The sequence below is a fragment of the Albirhodobacter sp. R86504 genome (assembly GCF_042466415.1).
Classification (GTDB): Bacteria; Pseudomonadota; Alphaproteobacteria; order Rhodobacterales; family Rhodobacteraceae; genus Albirhodobacter.
On record NZ_JAXHCH010000002.1, the window covers coordinates 1 to 19,380 of the forward strand.

General features: G+C 59.9%; 15 protein-coding genes and 1 tRNA gene. 3 read left to right on the forward strand and 13 right to left on the reverse strand.

Annotated elements, in window-relative coordinates; all coding sequences use genetic code 11:
• Window positions 1–302: 302 nt before the first annotated feature.
• On the reverse strand, window positions 303–1,310 hold the full coding sequence (locus tag SJY32_RS02095) for an NAD-dependent epimerase/dehydratase family protein (RefSeq protein ID WP_376871048.1): 1,008 nt from the start codon (window positions 1,308–1,310) through the stop codon (window positions 303–305).
• Window positions 1,311–1,459: 149 nt separating this feature from the next.
• Here SJY32_RS02095 and SJY32_RS02100 point away from each other — a divergent pair, with 149 nt between their 5' ends.
• On the forward strand, window positions 1,460–2,110 hold the full coding sequence (locus SJY32_RS02100; RefSeq protein WP_376871051.1) for a hypothetical protein: 651 nt from the start codon (window positions 1,460–1,462) through the stop codon (window positions 2,108–2,110).
• Window positions 2,111–2,336: 226 nt separating this feature from the next.
• Here the strand turns inward: SJY32_RS02100 and SJY32_RS02105 are convergent.
• Window positions 2,337–2,411 (reverse strand) — tRNA-Gln (locus SJY32_RS02105).
• Between the two features lie 96 nt (window positions 2,412–2,507).
• On the opposite strand from SJY32_RS02105, the gene SJY32_RS02110 reads away from it, so the two are divergent.
• Window positions 2,508–3,701 (forward strand): NAD(P)/FAD-dependent oxidoreductase, encoded by a 1,194-nt coding sequence (locus SJY32_RS02110; RefSeq protein ID WP_376871054.1) that lies wholly within the window; start codon window positions 2,508–2,510, stop codon window positions 3,699–3,701.
• A gap of 72 nt (window positions 3,702–3,773) precedes the next feature.
• On the opposite strand, the gene kdsA is transcribed toward SJY32_RS02110, so the two are convergent.
• The 3 genes from kdsA to SJY32_RS02125 all read right to left on the reverse strand — a co-directional run bounded on the left by kdsA (window position 3,774) and on the right by SJY32_RS02125 (window position 7,070).
• Window positions 3,774–4,607 (reverse strand): 3-deoxy-8-phosphooctulonate synthase, encoded by an 834-nt coding sequence (kdsA, locus tag SJY32_RS02115; protein ID WP_376871057.1) that lies wholly within the window; start codon window positions 4,605–4,607, stop codon window positions 3,774–3,776.
• A gap of 65 nt (window positions 4,608–4,672) precedes the next feature.
• Window positions 4,673–6,433: a capsule biosynthesis protein gene (locus SJY32_RS02120; RefSeq protein ID WP_376871060.1), complete on the reverse strand. Its 1,761-nt coding sequence runs from the start codon at window positions 6,431–6,433 to the stop codon at window positions 4,673–4,675.
• Complete coding sequence (locus SJY32_RS02125) at window positions 6,411–7,070, reverse strand: ABC transporter ATP-binding protein (protein ID WP_376871063.1); 660 nt, start codon at window positions 7,068–7,070, stop codon at window positions 6,411–6,413. Before SJY32_RS02125 ends, SJY32_RS02120 begins: the two co-directional genes overlap by 23 nt.
• Before the next feature lie 263 nt (window positions 7,071–7,333).
• Between SJY32_RS02125 and SJY32_RS02130 the strand changes: the two genes are divergently transcribed.
• On the forward strand, window positions 7,334–8,161 hold the full coding sequence (locus tag SJY32_RS02130; RefSeq protein WP_376871065.1) for an SseB family protein: 828 nt from the start codon (window positions 7,334–7,336) through the stop codon (window positions 8,159–8,161).
• Between the two features lie 93 nt (window positions 8,162–8,254).
• Here the strand turns inward: SJY32_RS02130 and SJY32_RS02135 are convergent, their stop codons facing one another.
• The 8 genes from SJY32_RS02135 to SJY32_RS02170 form a co-directional block, all read right to left on the reverse strand.
• A complete protein-coding gene (locus SJY32_RS02135) occupies window positions 8,255–9,211 on the reverse strand; it encodes a 2-hydroxyacid dehydrogenase (RefSeq protein ID WP_376871067.1) in 957 nt (318 codons plus the stop codon).
• Window positions 9,212–9,322: 111 nt separating this feature from the next.
• Window positions 9,323–10,462 carry a rod shape-determining protein RodA gene (gene rodA / locus SJY32_RS02140; protein WP_376871069.1) on the reverse strand — a complete coding sequence of 380 codons (1,140 nt, stop codon included), beginning with the start codon at window positions 10,460–10,462 and terminating at the stop codon, window positions 9,323–9,325.
• A gap of 13 nt (window positions 10,463–10,475) precedes the next feature.
• Window positions 10,476–12,440: a penicillin-binding protein 2 gene (gene mrdA, locus SJY32_RS02145; protein ID WP_376871071.1), complete on the reverse strand. Its 1,965-nt coding sequence runs from the start codon at window positions 12,438–12,440 to the stop codon at window positions 10,476–10,478.
• A complete protein-coding gene (locus SJY32_RS02150) occupies window positions 12,437–12,976 on the reverse strand; it encodes a rod shape-determining protein MreD (RefSeq protein WP_376871074.1) in 540 nt (179 codons plus the stop codon). The genes mrdA and SJY32_RS02150 overlap by 4 nt, the downstream gene beginning before the upstream one ends.
• Window positions 12,969–13,940, reverse strand: coding sequence for a rod shape-determining protein MreC (gene mreC, locus SJY32_RS02155; RefSeq protein ID WP_376871076.1), 972 nt, complete (start codon window positions 13,938–13,940; stop codon window positions 12,969–12,971). Before mreC ends, SJY32_RS02150 begins: the two co-directional genes overlap by 8 nt.
• Window positions 13,941–14,012: 72 nt before the next feature.
• Window positions 14,013–15,050: a rod shape-determining protein gene (locus SJY32_RS02160; RefSeq protein WP_376871078.1), complete on the reverse strand. Its 1,038-nt coding sequence runs from the start codon at window positions 15,048–15,050 to the stop codon at window positions 14,013–14,015.
• 312 nt (window positions 15,051–15,362) lie between these two features.
• Complete coding sequence (locus tag SJY32_RS02165) at window positions 15,363–16,922, reverse strand: 2-isopropylmalate synthase (RefSeq protein WP_376871080.1); 1,560 nt, start codon at window positions 16,920–16,922, stop codon at window positions 15,363–15,365.
• A gap of 366 nt (window positions 16,923–17,288) precedes the next feature.
• The gene (locus SJY32_RS02170; RefSeq protein ID WP_376877516.1) at window positions 17,289–19,298 is read right to left on the reverse strand and encodes a 2-isopropylmalate synthase; all 2,010 of its coding nucleotides are present in this window, start codon (window positions 19,296–19,298) and stop codon (window positions 17,289–17,291) included.
• Window positions 19,299–19,380 lie beyond the last annotated feature (82 nt).

The window sequence follows — 19,380 nt, forward strand, 5'->3', positions numbered from 1 at the left end:
TGCCAAGCCTGCCGCATTGCGCGCGGCCAGCTGGATCGGATGGCCTTTCGCGGCAAACGCACGGGCAGTGGCGCGCGCCATATCGGATCGCGCGCCGAGGATAAGTACGGGAGATTGAGCAGCTTGGATCATAGGATGTGTCCTGTTGGGCGCGCATGTGACAAAGCACCGGCGATGATGAAATGCCTACGCGTCGCGCGGCTACCGCGCCGTTGTGACGTTGAGATTGGGCGAGATTAAGGCCTTGATGTGAAACCGATGCCACGCAACGACACCCAGCCGAGCCAGTTTATGGTGGCCGTTCAGGCGTTGTAATAGGCGCGGTACCATTCCACGAACTTTGCCACGCCTTCCTTGACTTGCGTCTTGGGCGCATACCCCGTCAGGCTCGTGAGCAAACGCGCATCGGCCCAAGTCGCAGGCACATCCCCCGCCTGCATTGGCATCATGTTCTTTTGCGCACTAAGCCCCGTTGCGGCCTCGATCGCCTCAATAAACGCGAGCAGCTGCACCGGTTCGGAATTGCCGATATTGACCACGCGGAATGGAGCAACAGGCGACAGGCTATCGCCCTCAGGCACCGCGTCTAGCCGCGCAGGCGCCGCGTCGATCAACAGGCGGATCGCGCGCACGAGATCGTCAATATAGGTAAAGTCCCGTTTCATATCGCCGTGATTATACACATCGATCGGATCGCCGTTCAAAATCGCCTTGGTGAATTTGAACAACGCCATATCCGGCCGCCCCCAAGGCCCGTAAACGGTGAAGAACCGGAACATCGTCACCGGCAATTCGTAGAGATGGGCATAGGAATGCGCCATCGCTTCCGTCGCCTTCTTGGTGGCCGCATAGAACGACATCTGGTGATCCGCGCGCGCTGTCTCAACGTAAGGCATCACGGTATTCGCGCCGTAAGCCGAGGAGGTCGATGCCAAAAGCATATGCGCGGGCGGATAGGCGCGTGCGGCCTCGAGCAACTCGTAAGTGCCGATCATGTTGCTTTCGAGATAGGAGCGCGGATTGTCGATCGAATACCGAACGCCGGCTTGCGCGGCGAGATGGATGACGACATCGGGGCGCTCCTGTTCGAAAAGCGCCATCAGACGGCCCTCATCCTCAACTTTACCGTGGATCGACCGATAGTTTGGATGAGCGGTAAGCTTGTCCTCGCGCGCCTCTTTCAGGCTCACGTCGTAGTAATCCGTCATCGCATCGAGGCCGATAACCCGCCATCCCTCCACGAGCAAAACATGCGAAATCGCGGAACCGATGAAGCCTGCGGCTCCGGTGATAAGGGCGGTTTTGGTCATGGGGCTCTCCGTTGCTTGGCTATGGGTAGCGCGGGCGCGCAGTTCGTGCAACTGGCGTGGTGGGGCTTTGCTCTGGCGTGGCGCACGGCTAGGAGAGCATAATATCGGGCGTGAACGGTTTGCGCTTTGACTATAGGGGCGAGTGGACGATGAATACGGGTCAAGAGGGCGGAGCTCATCAGGCGGACAGGCAAGCCAAGTTGTTGCCCGTTCTCGCTTTGGCGGACCCCGAGGCGGGGATAGCGCAGCTGTGTGAGGCGTTCGGGTTCAAAGATCTCGGGCAGGGGCGCGTCGGCTACGGAGACCTCACCGTGCTCGTGAGCGATGGCGCCGAGGGTCTTTCCGGCTTTTTGCCACTCCGGATGGATCATCTGGCGCTGAAAGTTCCTGATTTGGGGCCAGTTCTGGCGCAAATGCCAACGAAGTTTTCACGGGTCACTCCCGAGGGCCCGCGCGAGATCGAGGAGTTTTGGGAAACCGGTGTGCGGTATGTTTTCTTCGATGCGCCGGAAGACTGGCCGCTCGAATTTTGTACGCTGCGTGGCGGTGGCGGGCGCGCACATGGGCTCGATCACTTTGGCCTTCGCGTGGCAACGCTGGCGCCGTTTGAGGCAACGCTCGAATCGATGGGCGCGGTCTGCGTGGCGCGTCACCAGCTTGGCGCAGTCAATGTCAGCTTTTTACGTCGCGCGGGCCAAGTTTTTGAGCTGTTCGACGAGCCCCCGGTGGAGGGCGCACGGACGGTGGCCGACGGCGATCTGCCTTTGCGGGGATGGTGTGGTTTCGTCCCCGAGGATTGAGGCGAACATTCGATCGCCCCGAAGGGGAGGGTGATGCGCGATGTGAACCAGTAGCGCCTTCGTTCAGGGGGCGCTTACCTATCCGCCGACACGCGCGGCGAGATCCCTCGAATGGATCGGTCTAAAGCGCGGTTCACGAGATGAAAGCAACCCTAAGCGCGGCGCTTGCCGGTAGCGTTCTTTGAGTGACGCCCTGAGGCGCAGCACTGATATAACGGGGGTGAATTGGCTGGGATGGTAGGATTCGAACCTACGGTACACTGTACCAAAAACAGTTGCCTTACCACTTGGCTACATCCCAACTGCCGCGGTGTTTAGCCAAGGCGCTCGCGGGCTGCAAGGGGAAAAATGCAGAAAATTCATTGTGCCGTCATGAAGCCTCGCGTAAGCGCGGGTTATGGAAAACTTTGACGTAATCATACTTGGTGCTGGAGCCGCTGGGCTCTACGCGGGGATCGAGGCAGGGCGGCGCGGACGGCGTGTTCTGGTCGTGGATCATGCGCGGGCTCCGGGCGAAAAAATCCGGATTTCGGGCGGCGGGCGTTGCAATTTCACGAATCTCTCGGCTGGGGATCGCAATCTTTGCCAAACTCGGTTCGTTTCACAAAATCCGCGATTCGCGCTTTCGGCGCTGACGCGGCATCGGCCGGAGGCCTTCATCGCGCGGCTGGATCGCGCGGGAATCACTTGGCACGAGAAAACGCTCGGTCAGTTGTTTTGCGATGGCAAGGCAACGCAAATCGTGACGATGTTGACGGATGACTTGCGCGACGCGGGCGGAGTTCTGTGGCTCGGTTGTGAAATCTACAACATGAGCAAAGACGCGGATGGCTTTACGGTCGAGACCAGTGAAGGCGATGTCCGTGCGGCCTCCGTGATCGTGGCGACGGGTGGAAAATCCATCCCGAAAATGGGCGCGACCTCGATCGGTTATAAGATCGCTGAACAATTTGGCCTCGCGTTGGAAGAGACGCGGCCGGCGCTCGTCCCCCTTACTCTCGCGGATCAGGAATTGGCGCGCACGGCGCCCTTGGCGGGGGTCTCGGTTATGGCGCGGGCAGGGGTCGGCAAGACCCGCTTTGACGAGGCGCTTTTGTTTACCCATCGCGGGCTTTCGGGGCCGTCGATTCTTCAAATCTCCAGCTACTGGCGGGAAGGTGATGCACTTGTTGCCGATCTCGCCCCGCAGACCGATATCGCCGGCGCGCTTAAGGATATGCGCGGACAAGCAGGGAAGGTCGCGATCCATAATGCGCTGTCGCGGTTGCTGCCTGAACGTTTGGCGCAATATTTGTGCGAGGAGGCACAGGTTGCGGGGCGGCTTGCCGATCTCTCCAACCCTGTCATCGACCAACTCGCGAGCAAGGTCCATGCGTGGGAGATTCGTCCGGTCGGATCTGAAGGCTATCGCACCGCGGAGGTAACCTTGGGCGGGGTGTCCACGGCAGAGCTGGACGCGAAAACGCTGGAAGCAAAGCGCGTGCCGGGCCTGTATTTCATCGGGGAGGTCGTCGATGTGACGGGCTGGCTCGGTGGATATAACTTCCAATGGGCGTGGGCTTCGGGTTGGGCGGCGGGGCAAGTCGCCTAGGCCCGATCTCAGCCCGATCTGAGATACGCCCCCCGCGCGAGGATGTCTCGCGCGGGGGGCGTGAAGGTGGGATCAGACTCGGATTGGATCGGCCTTCGCCAGCGCATCAAACGCCATCAAGGATTTCACCAAAGCGGGCATCTGATCCAGCGGGATCATGTTCGGCCCGTCCGAGGGTGCCGTATCTGGCGCTTCGTGGGTTTCGATGAAGACGCCCGCGATCCCCAGAGAGACCGCCGCGCGCGCCATCACGGGTGCGAATTCGCGTTGGCCGCCCGAAGCGCCGCCCAACCCACCTGGCTGCTGCACGGAATGGGTCGCATCCATGATAACCGGATAACCGGTTTTCGCCATGGTCGGCAGGCCGCGCATATCGGCAACAAGCGTGTTGTAGCCAAATGATGTCCCGCGCTCGGTCAGCATGATGTTGTGATTGCCGGTGGAAGCAACCTTATCCGCTACATTTGCCATATCCCAAGGCGCGAGGAATTGGCCCTTCTTGATATTGATCACTTTTCCCGTCTGACCCGCGGCAATCAGAAGATCTGTCTGACGGCACAAAAACGCGGGAATCTGCAAGATATCGACGACTTCGCCCGCGATGCGGGTCTGTTCGATATCGTGGATGTCGGTAATGACCGGACAGCCGAGGCGATCGCGCACGTCAGCAAGAATTTTCAGGCCGGCATCGATGCCGACACCGCGCTTGCCGTTGAGCGACGTGCGATTGGCTTTATCGAAGCTACCTTTAAAAATGAATTGCGCACCTGCGTCTGCGCAGGCCGTTTTCATGGCCTCCGCGATCATCATGGCGTGGTCGAAGCTTTCGAGCTGGCACGGGCCGGCGATGACCGCGAGGGGGCGTGCGTTGCTCAGGGTCAAAGCGCCGATCTTGACGTCTTTCATGGGGCTTCCTTTTCAAAAACGCCCACCCCAAAAGGGGCAGGCAGAGCGATGCTCTCTATCTTGCCTCAGGCCGAAACCTGTTCGCGTAGGATCGACGCGGTGAGCGATAGCATCAGATAGATACCGGAAAAGATCAGGAACGCCAGCAAGGTATTCTCAAATTTACGCGGGTAGGTCGGCTCGTCCGGCGCGACGGGGCTCACCCCCATCGACAGGTAGCGCACCTGCTTGTTGGCCTCGATGCGCGCCGTCTCAAGCTGTTGAGCGGCTTGCGACAACATCAATTGGCGCGTTTGCAGATCCGCCTCCGCGATGCGCAACTTACCCGTCACGGATGCGAGGGAGGAGTTGCCACCGATGCCTTGCGTTAGGCCCGAGCGAAGCTCTGCGATCAACGCTTCAAGACGGGAGATATCGCCACGTGTGCCATCGACGCGCGCCTGATTGGGCTGGGCGTTATCCAAAAGCTGCTGCAAGCTCAGTCGCTTGGCTTGCAGTTGGATTTCAAACGTGCCGATTTGCGTCATGATGGATTGGGTTTCGGTGACAGGGTCGAGAACACCCATCTGTTCTTGCAGTTCCAAAACAGCCTGTTGCGCGGCCAGAACTTTTGCTTCCGCATCGGAATAGCTCTCACGCGCGCCCTGCATCTGATCCTCGCGCAAGCGTTGGGTGAGTTGGTCTACCTGCTCTTCCGCGTAGGAGATGAGCGCCTGCGAGAATTCGACGGAGACTTCCGGATCGGCGGCGACAACCTCCATCTTAATGATCCCCTCGGAAGGGTCATATCCGATTTTTGTGTTGTCTTTAAATAGCTTATACGCGGCCTCATTCGTGCTTTCGGGCTTGAGGCGCTGCATCGGGTCGATCCAGTCTTGCGAGAAATGCGACTTGTAGCCGATATCGCGATCAAGCCGCAGCATCGCATCCCGCGATTGCAGATAAGACTGAACGGTGATCGAATCCTGACTTGTCGCCAGCTGCGTTCCCGAGAATAGGCCGCCCAATCCGCCGGTTCCTGCCGCATCTGCCTGCTGAATAACAAATTCAGTTTTGGTCGCGTAGAGCGGCGTCGCCATCGCGTAGAAATAATAACCCGCTACGATTGTCGGGAGGAACACGAAGAACGCCAATCGTGTGAACAAGAGCGCGAGTTTGCGGCGGCGACGGCGTGCGATATCACGCTGGATATTCATGATCTCATAGGCGCGATGATCATCGGTCGGCGTCACATTCGGCGCGGGCAAGTTCGCGTTTGCCGACATCGTTTGCGGTAATTGCACGCGCGTATCGGCGCCCGCGCCGTCAATCTTTGCGAGCGCGCGCGTGACGCCATCGCCGCCAGATGCGGCGGGCAGGGCATCAGGCGAGAGCATCGACGCGATCGCGCCCTTGTCGAACGGGTCAATCCCTGCTCGGCGCAGTTGGCGTACGGCGTCGAAATCGGATGTCGCCTGAATCTGGTGGCGCTGGGCGATCCGCCGCGCCATGCGCAGCTGGCGCCCCGTCAAACCCTCGGCGCGGATTGCCGCGATTTCGTCTTCCGAGCTGACCTCGTTAGGCGCAATGACCGCCGCCCCCTCGGGCGCAAGTTGTTTGCCCGCGGATTTGATGCCAAGCGATTCGAACCCGTCCTCGTTGGCCTCAAACAGCTGCGAGCCGTCGCTGCGGCCGGTAAGGGACGCGCCGGGATCTTGCGCGCGCGCGGGATCAGGCCGTTGGGGCGCTGGGTCTTGGGCGGCGGGCTTTGCGGCCCCCTCCATCATCCCGATCACAGGATTGGCGCGACGAATGCGGTATTTTCTAGCCTTGAGTGTTGTAGTCATACATCCGCTTCGCTTCTTCCAGAGTGTCAAACATATGCAGCCGGCCTGCGTGTAAAACTGCGGCCGTGCGGCAGAATTTTTCAAGCGTTTGCGCTTGGTGGGAGACGACGATCACCGTGGCCTCCTTCAGCCGGTCTCGTAAAATCGCGCCGGCCTTTCGGTTGAATTCTACATCCGTCGTTGAAGGCATGCCCTCATCGATCAAGTAGATATCGAATTCGAGCGCCAGCAGGAGCGCAAAGGTAAACCGTGCCCGCATCCCTTGCGAATAGGTGCCCACCGGCATGTCAAAATATTCCGCAATTCCGCAAAGCCAGCGGCAAAAGGCTTCAACATAGTCAGGATCGAGTCCGTAGAGCCGCGCAATAAAACGCGAGTTTTCGCGGGCGGTGTGTTTATTGACGACGCCGCCCATGAACCCAAGCGGAAAAGAGACGCGGCACCCGCGGTGGATGGTGCCCTCATCGGGCTTTTCCAGACCCGCCATCATATTGATAAGGGTCGTTTTTCCTGTGCCGTTGGGCGCCAGAATGCCGAGAGAATTGCCAAGCTCAACGCGGAACGAGGCGCGATCAAGGATCACCTTGCGCTGCTTTCCCGTCCAGAAGGACTTGCTGACATTCTCGAATTCGAGCATTCGCTCCGGTTCCGATCGCTACAGGTTTCCCGTGCCATGATGGCAAGAAGGTGACACGGCAAGGGTTAACGCCTTGCTCACTATCGGTTCATTGGGGCGATATTATGTCGGAATGCCTCCTTATGCCATATCTGGCGGGCTATTGTTTCCGTCTGGGGCCAGCGTTGTCGGAGGCGTCTGCGATGTGATCTGGGCTTTTCCCTTGCCTCAGGGGGGCGTGCAAACTAGGTCAGACCTCGCCTATTCACGCAGCGGAGCCTATGATGAGCCTTTCAACACCGCCCTCTTTGACGCTGACACCGTTCGATATCGCGCATGCGGCGATGGAGGCCGACCCGGAGAATGACGCGCTGCGCCTCGCGCTGTTCAGCCGTCTCGCGGATACCGAACTCTTCATTCTGCTGGAAGCGGAGCCCGTCGGAGAGGCGATCATCCCGCAGACCTTCGAGACGGAGGAGGGCGATTTCATTCTCGCTTTCGATCAAGAAGAACGCCTGTCCGCCTTCGCGCAGGGGCCGGTTCCCTATGCCGCTCTGCCGGGGCGGGTGATTGCGCAATCCTTGATTGGTGAGAACACCGGGCTCGGCATCAATCTGGATGTGGCGCAAAGCGCGATGCTTTTGCCGCCCGAGGCGCTGGAATGGTTGGCCAATACGCTCACCCATCAGCCCGAACCGGAAGAAGCACGGATTACAGCGTTCCACGCGCCGGCCCTGCCGCCGGCTATTTTGGCCTCGTTGATGCCGGCCTTCGACGCGAAATTCGAGACATTGCGCGGTCTCGCCACCCACGCCTTGCTCGCAGGGGTGACCTATGAGGGAGGGCGTCGCGGCCATGTCCTTGCTATTTTGGGGGCGCATGAAAGCTCCGAGGCAGGTCTCGCGAAGGCGATGTCGGAAGCTTTGATGTTTTCGGGCATTGAAGCGGGGGAGTTGGATGTCATTTTCATCTCGCCCGATGATAGCGGCGCGGATGATCTGCTGGCGAAAGCGTTGGTTTTGGTGATCCCCGAACGGGAGGAGGAGACCGCACAGATCGTGGAGCACAAGGCCCCCGGTATGGACCCGACCAAACCCCCGATCTTGCGTTAAAACGAATTCGGGCGCGCCTTTATGGCGGCGCGCCCGTTATTCAAACCATCACTTTTTCAACTTTTACGTGTTTTCATGGCGCTGGTGGCGGCGTCAATATCCCAGCGCGCGATCAACCAGATAGAGAGGCGGTTCGCCTGCCTCAAAGCGTCGTATATTCTGCGCAATAACTTCCGAGGCGCTCTCCACGCGCGTTTCTGCGGCGATATGGGGTGTGACGGTGACCTTCGGATCGCTCCAATAGGGATGCTCGGGCGGCAAAGGTTCCGTGCGGAATACATCAAGTGTCGCATGCCCGATCTGGCCACTGTCTAGCGCCGCTAAAAGCGCCGTGTCATCAACAAGCACCCCGCGACCCGGATTGATCAGATGCGCGCCCGGTGCAAGCAGGGCGAGGCGCTCGGCATTCATCAAATCAAGGGTTTCGTGCGTATCGGGGAGCAAAGTGACGACGATATCCGCCCCTTGCAACCCCGTTTCCAACCCGTCCGGTCCGTGATGCAAGATGACGCCTTGCAACGCGTCGAGATCCCCGGAGCGCGCGGCCGTTTTCTCGCTGCGCGACCAGCCGTGGACATTGAAGTTGATGGCTTTGAGCATCCTTGCGCAAGCCGTCCCCAACTCCCCCAGTCCGAGAACGACGAGCTTGCGATCACGGGCAAGCGGCGGCGCTATCTGCTCCCATTTCGCGTCGGGATTTAGGAGATGCCGATCCATTCCAAGATGGCCGCGGAGGACATGGCCTAGCACATATTCAACCATTCCTTCCGCAAGGCCACGATCGACCATCCGGCAAAGCGGTTGTGTCAGGGTTTCGTTCCCGACGATTTTCTCGACCCCCGCCCAAAGGCTCAAAACCGCTTTGGCGTTCTCGAAGGGGGTAAAATCACTGATCGGGCCGTTGGGTGCGTAGATGATGTAATCAACATCTTTCGGGTCCGCCTCGCGGGTCAGCTTTGCGTCGAGACCAAGGGAGGCCACAGCGTCAGGCAAAGCGGTTTCGTAGAGGGGCCATTGCGCATCTGCGCCAGCGTATAGAAGGGTGAGCATGATGCCTCATTGATTGTTCGTTGAGTAACGCCGCGCACGCAGGGCTGGTTCCGCGCACTGTGCCGCCGTGAGGCGCGCTCGGCAGTCTTTCGCGCATGCTGATCGGCGGAATCAGCGGGGGCGGTGAACATGGGCGGATTGCACTAGTCCGAATGCCATCATCAAGATGATCATCGCCGTTCCGCCATAGCTTACCAGCGGCAAGGGAACACCGACCACGGGCATCAGGCCCATGACCATCGACATATTCACCGAGAAGAACAAAAAGAGTGTCGCGCCAACCCCGATCGTCAACAGCGAGGCGTAGCGATCCTTGTTCGAGAGAGCGGAGTACAGACAGAACCCCAAGACGAGGGTGTAGAGCGCTAAAAGCGAGACCGCGCCGACGAAGCCGAATTCTTCGGCCAAAATCGTGAAGATAAAATCGGTGTGTTTCTCCGGAACAAAGTTCCCGCGCGATTGCGTGCCTTGCATAAAGCCGCGCCCCGCCCAGCCACCAGAGCCAAGCGCAATTTGCGCCTGAATGACGTTGTAGCCGTCCTTGAGCGGGTCCGACATCGGATCGAGGAAGGTATCGATGCGCGCAAACTGGTAATCATGGAGCAATTGCCAGTCTTTGCCGCGCGATTCAAACACGAGAAAAATCACCCCGACCCCCATCGCGATGACCGTGCCGAAATACCACAAGCTGACGCCCGCCGCGAACATCACAACCCCGCCGCCCATCATCAACAGGATCGCTGTGCCCAGATCAGGCTGTCGTAAGACCAGAAAAACCGGCAGCAGGATGAAGATGATCGGCACAAAAACCCACAGCGGCCGCGAGACCTTGTCGACATCCAGCCAATCATAGTAGGCGGCCAGAAACATCACGACGGAAATTTTCATCAATTCAGAGGGCTGGATCCGCAACGGCCCAAGTTCCAGCCACCGCTCCGCGCCCATGCCGCGCACCCCGACGAGATCGACCGCCACCAGCAGTAATAGCGCGACGAGATATGCGAGTGCCGAGACATTCCGCCAGAGCCAGATCGGGACCATCCCGATCGCAATCATCATCACCATCCCCACGGCAAAGCGCTTCATCTGCGGCTCGGCCCAGGTTTCCAACCGCCCGCCTGATACGGAGTAGAGCATCAAAAAACCGACGGAGGCGATTGCTGTGATCAAAACAATCACTGACCAATTCAACGCAAGGAGCTTGCGCCACCCTGTCGGGACAGTTTTCAGGCTATGCTCAAGGTAGCTCATCGGATGCGTCGCCTTATGCCCGTGTCTTTGTGGTCGTCACTTGTTCAGGGTCGACCAGATCGAGGGTGGAATTGATGTTCTTGACGCGCGTGCGCTGCGACGAGGGGTAAGCGGCCAGTGGCGGCAGACCATCGGCAAGCGCGTAGAGCAAAATATCGCGCGCAAGTGGCGCCGCGACCGAGGAGCCGCCGCCGCCATGTTCAACCACAAGAGCGATGGCATATTGAGGGTCATGCACCGGCGCATAGGAGACAAACAACGCGTGGTCACGACGCTTCCAAGGTAAGTCCGCGTTGGAAATAACGCCGCGCGCGCGCTCGGCGGCGGAAATGTTCCGCACTTGAGATGTGCCGGTTTTGCCAGCCATCCGCCACTCGGCCGCCTCGACGCGCGATCCTTTCGCGGTGCCATGCGCCGAATTGACGACCGCGTTCATCCCCGCGCGAACAGCCTCCAGATTTTCAGGTTTGATCCCGAGTTCGGTGAATTGCTCAATCGGAATATCCTTATCTCCGATGGCCCGCACCAACCGTGGCGTCACCTCGCGTCCGCTTGCGATCCGCGCCGTCATCACCGCCAGTTGCAACGGCGACGCCAGCACATACCCCTGACCGATCGAGGCGTTCACCGTATCCCCGATCCGCCATTCTTTCGTCTGGCCGCTGGTGTCATTGGCGAAGCGCTCTGCCTTCCATTCCTTCGTGGGGGCGAGCCCCTCCGCAACAGCCGACATGGGAATATCGTGACGGATGCCGCAGCCAAGGCGCCGCGCCATCTCGGACATTTTCTCAATCCCGACACGCTGCGACAATTCGTAATAGTAAACGTCGCACGACTGCTCCAGCGATTGCACCAAGTTGACGGGCCCATGGCCTGCGCGTTTCCAGCAGTGGAACCGCGTACCGCCGACTTCGTGATATCCGGGGCAACGTATCTTCTCGCCGGGCGTGATGAGCCCGGCTTCCAGGGCGGCAAGCGCCGTGACCATCTTATAGGTCGACCCGGGAGGATAGGTTCCTTGAACGGATTTATCTGCGAGCGGACGGTGATCGTCTTCCAGCAATATTTTGTAATCCTTGACGGAAATACCCTGTGCAAAGAGGTTGGGGTCGAAGGATGGGGCGGAGGCAATCGCCATAATGTCGCCGTTCCGAACATCGATCACGACCGCCGCAGCACTTTCATCGCCAAGGCGTTTCAACGCGTAGTTCTGAAGCCGGTAGTCAATCGTCAGGCGCAAGTTCTCGCCCGGCCCTGCCTCGGTGCGGCCCAACTCGCGCATAATCCGACCCGCGGAATTCACCTCCACGCGCCGTGCGCCGGCCGTTCCGCGCAACTCCTGTTCAAACTTCGACTCCACGCCGGATTTACCCATTTGCGCCTTCGGCTCTTTCAAAAGCGGATCGGGGTTCTCCAGTTTAGACAGATCATAATCCGACACCGAGCCAACATAGCCGATGACATGGGCAAAATCCTCGCCCCGCGGATAGGCACGCGATAAGCCAACCACGGGCTCCACCCCGGGTAGGGCAGGGGTGTTGACGGCGATTTTCGACAGGTCGTCCCAGCTCAAGCGGTCGCGGATAATCACCGGTGTGCTCGGCCCCGAACGCTGGATCGTGCGGAGCAGGTCTTCGACCTCGCTATCGCTCAGCGCGATCAGCTTCTTGAGATCCGCCAAAACCTGAGGCACGTCATGCGCTTCGTCGCGGGTGATCGTGACGCGGTAGTTTTGCATGTTCTCCGCAATCGGAATGCCGTTCCGATCAAAAATCAGGCCGCGTGCGGGCGGGATAAGGCGTATTTTGACGGTGTTACCATCGGCTAGAAGCCGGAACTGATCCGCTTGCTCAAGCTGCAATGACCGCATTCGGAGCGCGAGCGTGGTCACCATCGCGGCCTGCAATCCGCCCAGCATCAAGCCGCGGCGGGTGATTTTGCGGGTGCTTTCAATCGCGTCTTTGGGTGAACGTCTCATAGCCGGTGTCCCAATTCATCCACTTGCCCCGGTGCGGGGCGCTTGAGCCCCAAAAACAGGGCAGATGCCACGACCACCACGGGATAGATCGCAAGCGTGTAGAGCATATGCAAAAGCTCCGCCCCTAACGGCGGCTGTGGCACGACCGTGACGAACAACACGACTCGCTGAACCGCCAGCATCGCAAGAAGCGTAAGCGTAACCAGCCCGAACTCAAAGGCAAAGGGAAGCGCGCGGAAACCGTCCTCACGTTTGCGCAAGGACTCCGTCGTGGCAAGAACGATTAACGGCCATAAACCGGGCGGGCGCTGAAACAAGAGATCTTCCGTGACCACGACCAGCAGGATCAGTGCCGCCGGAACGTATTCCGGCCGACGCAACACCCAAGCAAGGATGAGGGCAAGGGTTATGTCGGGGCCGGCGAAGCCAGCGGAGGCGGGCGAAATCGGCAATAGCCGTATCAACAAAACCACGGCCGCAATGGCCACAAACAACACCCGATGCCAGAGTTTTGCGCGGGTGACGGGGTCAACCATTCTGGTCGTCTCCGGCTGCGGAGCTGTCGCTATCATCGGTCTGCGGCGCGCGCTCGCCTGACGCGTCCCCGTCAAGATCGCCCTCTTGCGGGGCATCCGGTTCGCGCCCTTCCGGCACGATGAGCGCGCCCGAGGTCTCGATCCGTTCAAGCGGGCGGGATCGCAAAACGCGGAGGAAATCGAGGCGTTCGTAATCGGCCGACAAACGCACGCGGATGCGCTTTTCCTTGTCTTGCGTGACCTGCCCGACGAGAAGGCCGGCCGGGAACAAGCCACCATCGCCGGAGGAAATCACCCTGTCGCCGGGGCGGACCTGATCGGGGTTCTCAATCAGATCGAGCGGCGGGAACGACGAGTTGTCCCCCGCCAAAAACGCTTTTTGTCCAGAGGGTTGGATTGTGACCGGCAGGCGGGACGACGTATCGGTCAACAATATCACGCGGCTTGTGGTTTGACCCACGCCGGAAATTCGCCCGACCAGCCCCAACCCGTCCATTGTGGCCCAGCCATCGCGAATGCCATCACGCGCGCCCACGTTCAGCAAAACCGACTGACGGAACGGCGAGCCGCTGTCCGCAAGCACCACCCCCGAGACGGAGGTCAGCTTCGGGTCGAGCCGAACCTTGTTCTGCGCCAAAAGCTTGGCGTTTTGCTGTTCAAGCTGTACGGCGGCCTCTTTCCAAGACTTCATGTCTTGAAGCTCGCGACGAAGCTCCTGATTTTGCTTGTAAATGCGCGCGTAGGATTGAAAACCTTCGACCATGCCCATCACATTGGTCACCGGCGCCATCGCCCATTCAAAGCTGGGCACAAACCGATCCACAAACGCCATGCGCAGACGTTCGACGCGGGGGCTGTCGATGCGCCAAACAACGAAGCTCAGCGCCAAAATCCCGATCACCAGAGCGAGCAGGATCCGGCGCACCGGAGCGAGATAGTCGATATCATCACGGTCGCGCGCCAAAGCATCCCCCGCGGTTCAAAGCGTCAAGGCCCAACACGGGCCGCGCATGGGTAAAAGCCGATCTGACCGAGATCAGCTATCGTAATCGATCACATGGCGGAGCTGCTTTTCATATTCCAGTGCCTTGCCTGTCCCCAATGCCACGCAGTTGAGCGATTGATCCGCGATGGAAATCGACAGGCCGGTTTGCTCGCGCAACGACAAGTCCAACTCGCCCAGCAAAGCCCCGCCGCCCGTCAACATTACGCCGCGGTCAACAATATCCGCCGCCAGATCCGGTGGTGTGGTCTCCAACGCCTGCATCACAGCATCACAAATTTGCTGCACGGTCTCTGCGAGCGCTTCTGCGACCTGCGCTTGGTTGATCTCGATTTCCTTGGGAACCCCGTTCAACAGGTCGCGCCCGCGCACAAGGATCGACGCGCCGCGACCGTCATCAGGCATCCGCGCGGTGCCAATGGTCGTTTTAATCCGCTCTGCGGTGGCTTCCCCGACGAGCAAGTTCTGATTGCGACGAAGGTAGGAAATCACGGCTTCGTCCATCCGGTCGCCGCCCACACGCACGGAGCGCGCGTAAACGATATCGCCCAACGAAAGTACGGCCACCTCGGTTGTTCCGCCGCCGATGTCGACAACCATCGAGCCCGTGGGATCGGTGATCGGCATGCCAGCCCCGATCGCGGCCGCAATCGGCTCCGCGATCAGGCCCGCGCGGCGTGCGCCCGCGGACAGAACGGATTGACGGATCGCGCGCTTTTCCACAGGGGTCGCGCCATGCGGCACGCAAACGATGATCTTGGGTTTCGAGAACGTCGTACGCTTGTGAACTTTGCGGATGAAATGCTTGATCATTTCCTCGGCGGAGTCGAAATCAGCGATGACGCCATCGCGCATCGGGCGGATCGCCTCAATCGATCCGGGCGTCCGGCCGAGCATCAGTTTCGCGTCTTCACCAACGGCCAAAACCTGACGGCGACCGTCTTTCACGTGATAGGCAACCACCGAAGGCTCATTCAGCACAATGCCTTTGCCCTTGACGTAGACGAGCGTATTCGCCGTGCCGAGGTCAATTGCCATGTCCGAGGAAAAAATCCCGCCAAATCCCGCCATTGTGCTTCCGTCCCAAATACAACGCTGTCCCCGACTCAGGTCGAGCCGTGGTTTGCCGCCCCATATATCGGTGCGCGGCCTGTCACAAAAGGAGAAATGTCGCAAGGACGGCGGCTTGTCGCCAATGTGAAGCGTCGCGCCGATCTTATGACCTTGGGTGCGTCGCTAACCCGGCGGGCAAAACGAGGAGGGACGAGGGGCGTGATGCCGCTTCCGGTTGCTCTCAATATCCCCGCCGGAGGCTTCGGGATAAATTCAAATGCGAGCCCTGACGAACAAGGCCCGCATTCGGTATCCAACTTGGCGCAGAGATTACTCTTTGAAGCTAACCGATTTCATATCCGCATCCGGTGCCGTTTTCGTGCGACGCACGAGGAGCCGATTGAGTGCCCCGACATAGGCCTTAACCGAGGCGAGAATTGTGTCGGTATCCGCCGCCGAGCCTGTCACGATGCGGCCATCCTCCTCCAGCCGCACAGAGACAGTCGCCTGCGCGTCCGTGCCGTCGGTGACGGCATGCACTTGGTAGAGCTTGAGGCGTGCGTTATGCGGATAGATCGCCTTGACCGCGTTGAACGCCGCATCGACTGGCCCGTCGCCTTCGGTTTTGGCGTGGTGCTCAACCCCGTCAACCATCAGCTTGAGCTCTGCCGACTGCCCGTCCGAGCCGCAAATCACTTGCAGCCATTTGACGCGCATAAAATCGGCGTCGGTATTGGCGGCGCTATCGGTCATCAGCGCGACGAGATCTTCGTCGTATATTTCCTTCTTGCGATCGGCCAGCGCCTTGAACCGCACGAACACATCGTTCAGTTGGTTATCGGCCAGATCATAGCCCAGATCGGCAAGCTTCGAGCGCAGCGCCGCGCGGCCCGAATGTTTGCCCATCGCGATGTTGGTCTCGGTAATCCCGATATCGGCGGGGCGCATGATTTCAAACGTCTCAACGTTTTTGAGAACGCCGTCTTGGTGGATGCCGCTTTCATGCAGGAAGGCATTCTTACCAACGATCGCTTTGTTGAACTGCACGGGGAAGCCCGACACTTGTGACACGCGACGCGACAGATTCATGATCTTGGTCGTGTCGATTTTGGTGCTGTAGGGCATGAGGTCGCGGCGCACTTTGAGGGCCATCACGACTTCTTCCAGCGCGGTGTTGCCCGCGCGTTCGCCCAGCCCGTTGATCGTGCATTCAATCTGGCGTGCGCCCGCCGACACTGCCGCGAGCGAGTTCGCGGTCGCCATGCCAAGGTCATTGTGGCAATGGGTCGCGAAGATCACATCATCCGCACCGGGAACCTTTTCGAACAGCATGCGGATGATGTCCGCGCTCTCATCAGGCAGGGTGTAGCCGACGGTATCGGGGATGTTGATCGTGGTCGCCCCCGCCTTGATCGCGGCTTCCACGACGCGGCAAAGATAATCCCGCTCGGTGCGGATCGCGTCCATAGCCGACCATTGGACATCTTCGCACAGGTTGCGCGCATGGGTCACCGTCTCATGGATGCGGACGAGCATATCCTCTTGGTTCAGCTTGGTAATATCGCGGTGCGAGGGCGAGGTGCCAATGAATGTGTGGATGCGCGGTTTTGGGGCGTGTTTCACGGCCTCCCAGCAGCGATCGATATCCTTGAAATTCGCCCGCGAAAGCCCGCAAATGATCGAGTTTTTGGAGCGTTTCGCGATCTCGGAGACCGCCTCGAAGTCTCCCTCGGAGGCAATCGGGAAACCGGCCTCGATAATATCCACGCCCATATCATCGAGCAGCATCGCAATTTCGAGCTTCTCTGCGTGGGTCATTGTTGCACCCGGCGATTGTTCGCCATCGCGCAGGGTGGTGTCAAAGATCAGAACGCGGGATTTGTCGGTCATCGGATTTGCCATTATTTGAAACTTTCGTATGTCTTAGCTGTGTTGGGCCCCGAATGCCAGCAAGGCATCGGCCTGAAAGCATCGTCGCTCGGGGTGGGAGCTTTGGGCGCTTGATACCTCCGAGCGGTCGCGCCCGAAGGCACGCTCAGAGGCAGCTAAGAAGCAAGAGGCCGGCTTGCGCCATGCAAAGACCCGCGGCGGCAGGGGCCGCAGCTTGTGCATGGGGAAGGGGGCAAATCTGTTTCATGGGGTGGACTATAGCCACGATTCGCGCGGAGGAAAGCCAAAAACTTCGCGCGCGGGTCAGGAAGTAACCTGATCCTGCCCCGCGGGACGGTTTGGCCATTGCGCGAGCGGGCATCAAACTTATTGCAAGGCCCGCATGAGGGGGATCTCGCCAGGCGCCGGAGCCTGCTCTTGTGATTGCGGCGAGATCGTTGTCGCGCGCGCTGCCCCCTCTGGAATAGCGCTCGGCGCGACAGTGATGATCCCGTCCTCGGAAGGGGGCGGCGGGCTTGCGGCGGCGGCGGCTTCCTCGGCGGCGGCCTTCGCGGCGACCGGATCAAGGCCCGTTTGCCCAAATCCGCTGTGTCGAATGACGCGAGGCAAGGGCTTTGGGTCCGCCGCGTTAGGCGCAGGGGCTGCTTCGCTTGGATCGGGTGCCTGGTCTCGTGCTGGCGCCGCGCCCGAAGTTACCGGTTGCGCCGCGTCGGAAGGGGTAAGAGCGCCCTGTTCTTCGGGCGCGGGGACGGCATTTGATGGTTCCGCATCGGTTGGCGCTTCAGGTGCAGGGCGTTGTTCCTCTGGCGCGGCTGTGTCGGATGCGTCAGGCGCTGTTGCCTCTGGCGCATCCGGTTGTGGCACAGTTTGGGGGGTAGTTTGAGGCGCTGTCTCGGAGGGATTGTCCGCCGTAGGTTCTGCCGTGTCGGACGGCGCAACATTGGGCGCAACATCGGGCGCGCCATCCTCAGACGCGGTCACGGCATTGTCCTCTTGCCATTCCCCCTCGACAACTTCTCCGCTCGCGTAGGTCATCACGCCGCGCCCCTGCCGCTTGCCCGCGCTGAAATTCCCCTCATAGCGGTTGCCGTTCGCGTAGGTCGCGGCCCCCGTTCCATTGATTTCACCATCGCGCCATTCGCCCGCATAGGTGAACCCGTCGACCATCGTGATCGTGCCTGTGCCCGCGCGTTGGCCGTCTTTAAAACCGCCGGTGTAGACAGTGCCGTCCGCATAGGTGGCGGTGCCCGTGCCGTCGCGCTGGCCGGCTTTCCAATCTCCTTCATAGACGTAGCCGTCTGGATAGCTCATCCGTCCGGTCCCGTCGGGTTTGGCGGCAACGAATTGGCCCTCATAGACAAGCCCGTTCGCGTAGCTCGCAATTCCTTGCCCTTCGATCACGCCGGCAAGCCATTCGCCCTCATAGGTTGCTTGATCGGGATAGGTGATTTTGCCGGTGCCCTCGGGCAGATCCGCCGCGAAGCTGCCGATGTAGACTGCGCCATCAGGATAGCGCACGCGGCCGGTGCCCTCGATCCTGCCTTCGACCCAGTCCCCTTCATAGACGTAGCCGTCCGTGCCGGTGAACACGCCAGTTCCGTGGCGGCGATCATTCAAGAAATCGCCCACATAGGTATCGCCATTGGCGTAGGTCACGGTGCCTTTGCCTTCGCGCTTTCCATTCACCATCAAACCGGCGTAAATATCTCCGCTCGGCTGGGTCAAAACGCCCTCGCCATTCATCTGGCCGCCCTGCCACGCCCCCTGATAGGTCGTGCCATCGGTGAGTGTCAGCTTGCCGATACCGTCGCGCTCGCCGTTGCGCATATCGCCTTCATACTGGCCGCCGTCGTGATAGGTGATTTTGCCGGTGCCTTGCTTGGCGCCTTGCACCCAATCCCCCTCGTAGCGGTAGCCATTCGCGCTTTCCATAACCCCGCGCCCGTCGTGCAATGCGCCGGTGAATGTGCCGGTATAGCGCGTGCCATTGGCGTATTGCGCGGTGCCGGTGCCGGTGATTTGCCCCGCGACCCAATCGCCCTCATAGGTGCCGCCGTCTGCAAAGGTGATTTTGCCTTTGCCGTCGGGTTTTCCCGCGCTGAATTGCCCTTCATAGACCGACCCGTTGGGGAATTTCGCACGGCCCGTGCCGCGGATCTCGCCCATGACCCATTCGCCCTCATATTCATATCCCGAAGGCAGGCGGTAAATGCCCGAGCCATGTTGCTTGCCATCTTTGAAGGTGCCTTCATAGATGCCGCCATTGTCGTATTGCTTGGTTTGCGTATCTTGCGCAAAGACGGTCTGCGTCAGGGTGAGGGCCAGAACCGGCGCGATGCTGCCCGCTTTGAGTGCCACAAACAGTGCCTTCGTCATCGTCATTGAGTGATCCAAACCCGCCCTAAGCCTTTGTTGCGCAGCTGAACGCGCGCGAAACCTGCCACGACCCTAATTCGCG

Coding starts and splice junctions, on each gene's coding strand:
- SJY32_RS02120 (WP_376871060.1), bottom strand. CDS start 6,433: ATGACTACAACACTCAAGGCTAGAAAATACCGCATTCGTCGCGCCAAT.
- SJY32_RS02150 (WP_376871074.1), bottom strand. CDS start 12,976: ATGGTTGACCCCGTCACCCGCGCAAAACTCTGGCATCGGGTGTTGTTT.
- rodA (WP_376871069.1), bottom strand. CDS start 10,462: ATGAGCTACCTTGAGCATAGCCTGAAAACTGTCCCGACAGGGTGGCGC.
- SJY32_RS02095 (WP_376871048.1), bottom strand. CDS start 1,310: ATGACCAAAACCGCCCTTATCACCGGAGCCGCAGGCTTCATCGGTTCC.
- SJY32_RS02130 (WP_376871065.1), top strand. CDS start 7,334: ATGAGCCTTTCAACACCGCCCTCTTTGACGCTGACACCGTTCGATATC.
- SJY32_RS02135 (WP_376871067.1), bottom strand. CDS start 9,211: ATGCTCACCCTTCTATACGCTGGCGCAGATGCGCAATGGCCCCTCTAC.
- SJY32_RS02160 (WP_376871078.1), bottom strand. CDS start 15,050: ATGGCGGGATTTGGCGGGATTTTTTCCTCGGACATGGCAATTGACCTC.
- SJY32_RS02100 (WP_376871051.1), top strand. CDS start 1,460: ATGAATACGGGTCAAGAGGGCGGAGCTCATCAGGCGGACAGGCAAGCC.
- SJY32_RS02165 (WP_376871080.1), bottom strand. CDS start 16,922: ATGACCGACAAATCCCGCGTTCTGATCTTTGACACCACCCTGCGCGAT.
- SJY32_RS02110 (WP_376871054.1), top strand. CDS start 2,508: ATGGAAAACTTTGACGTAATCATACTTGGTGCTGGAGCCGCTGGGCTC.
- SJY32_RS02170 (WP_376877516.1), bottom strand. CDS start 19,298: ATGACGAAGGCACTGTTTGTGGCACTCAAAGCGGGCAGCATCGCGCCG.
- SJY32_RS02125 (WP_376871063.1), bottom strand. CDS start 7,070: ATGCTCGAATTCGAGAATGTCAGCAAGTCCTTCTGGACGGGAAAGCAG.
- kdsA (WP_376871057.1), bottom strand. CDS start 4,607: ATGAAAGACGTCAAGATCGGCGCTTTGACCCTGAGCAACGCACGCCCC.
- mrdA (WP_376871071.1), bottom strand. CDS start 12,440: ATGAGACGTTCACCCAAAGACGCGATTGAAAGCACCCGCAAAATCACC.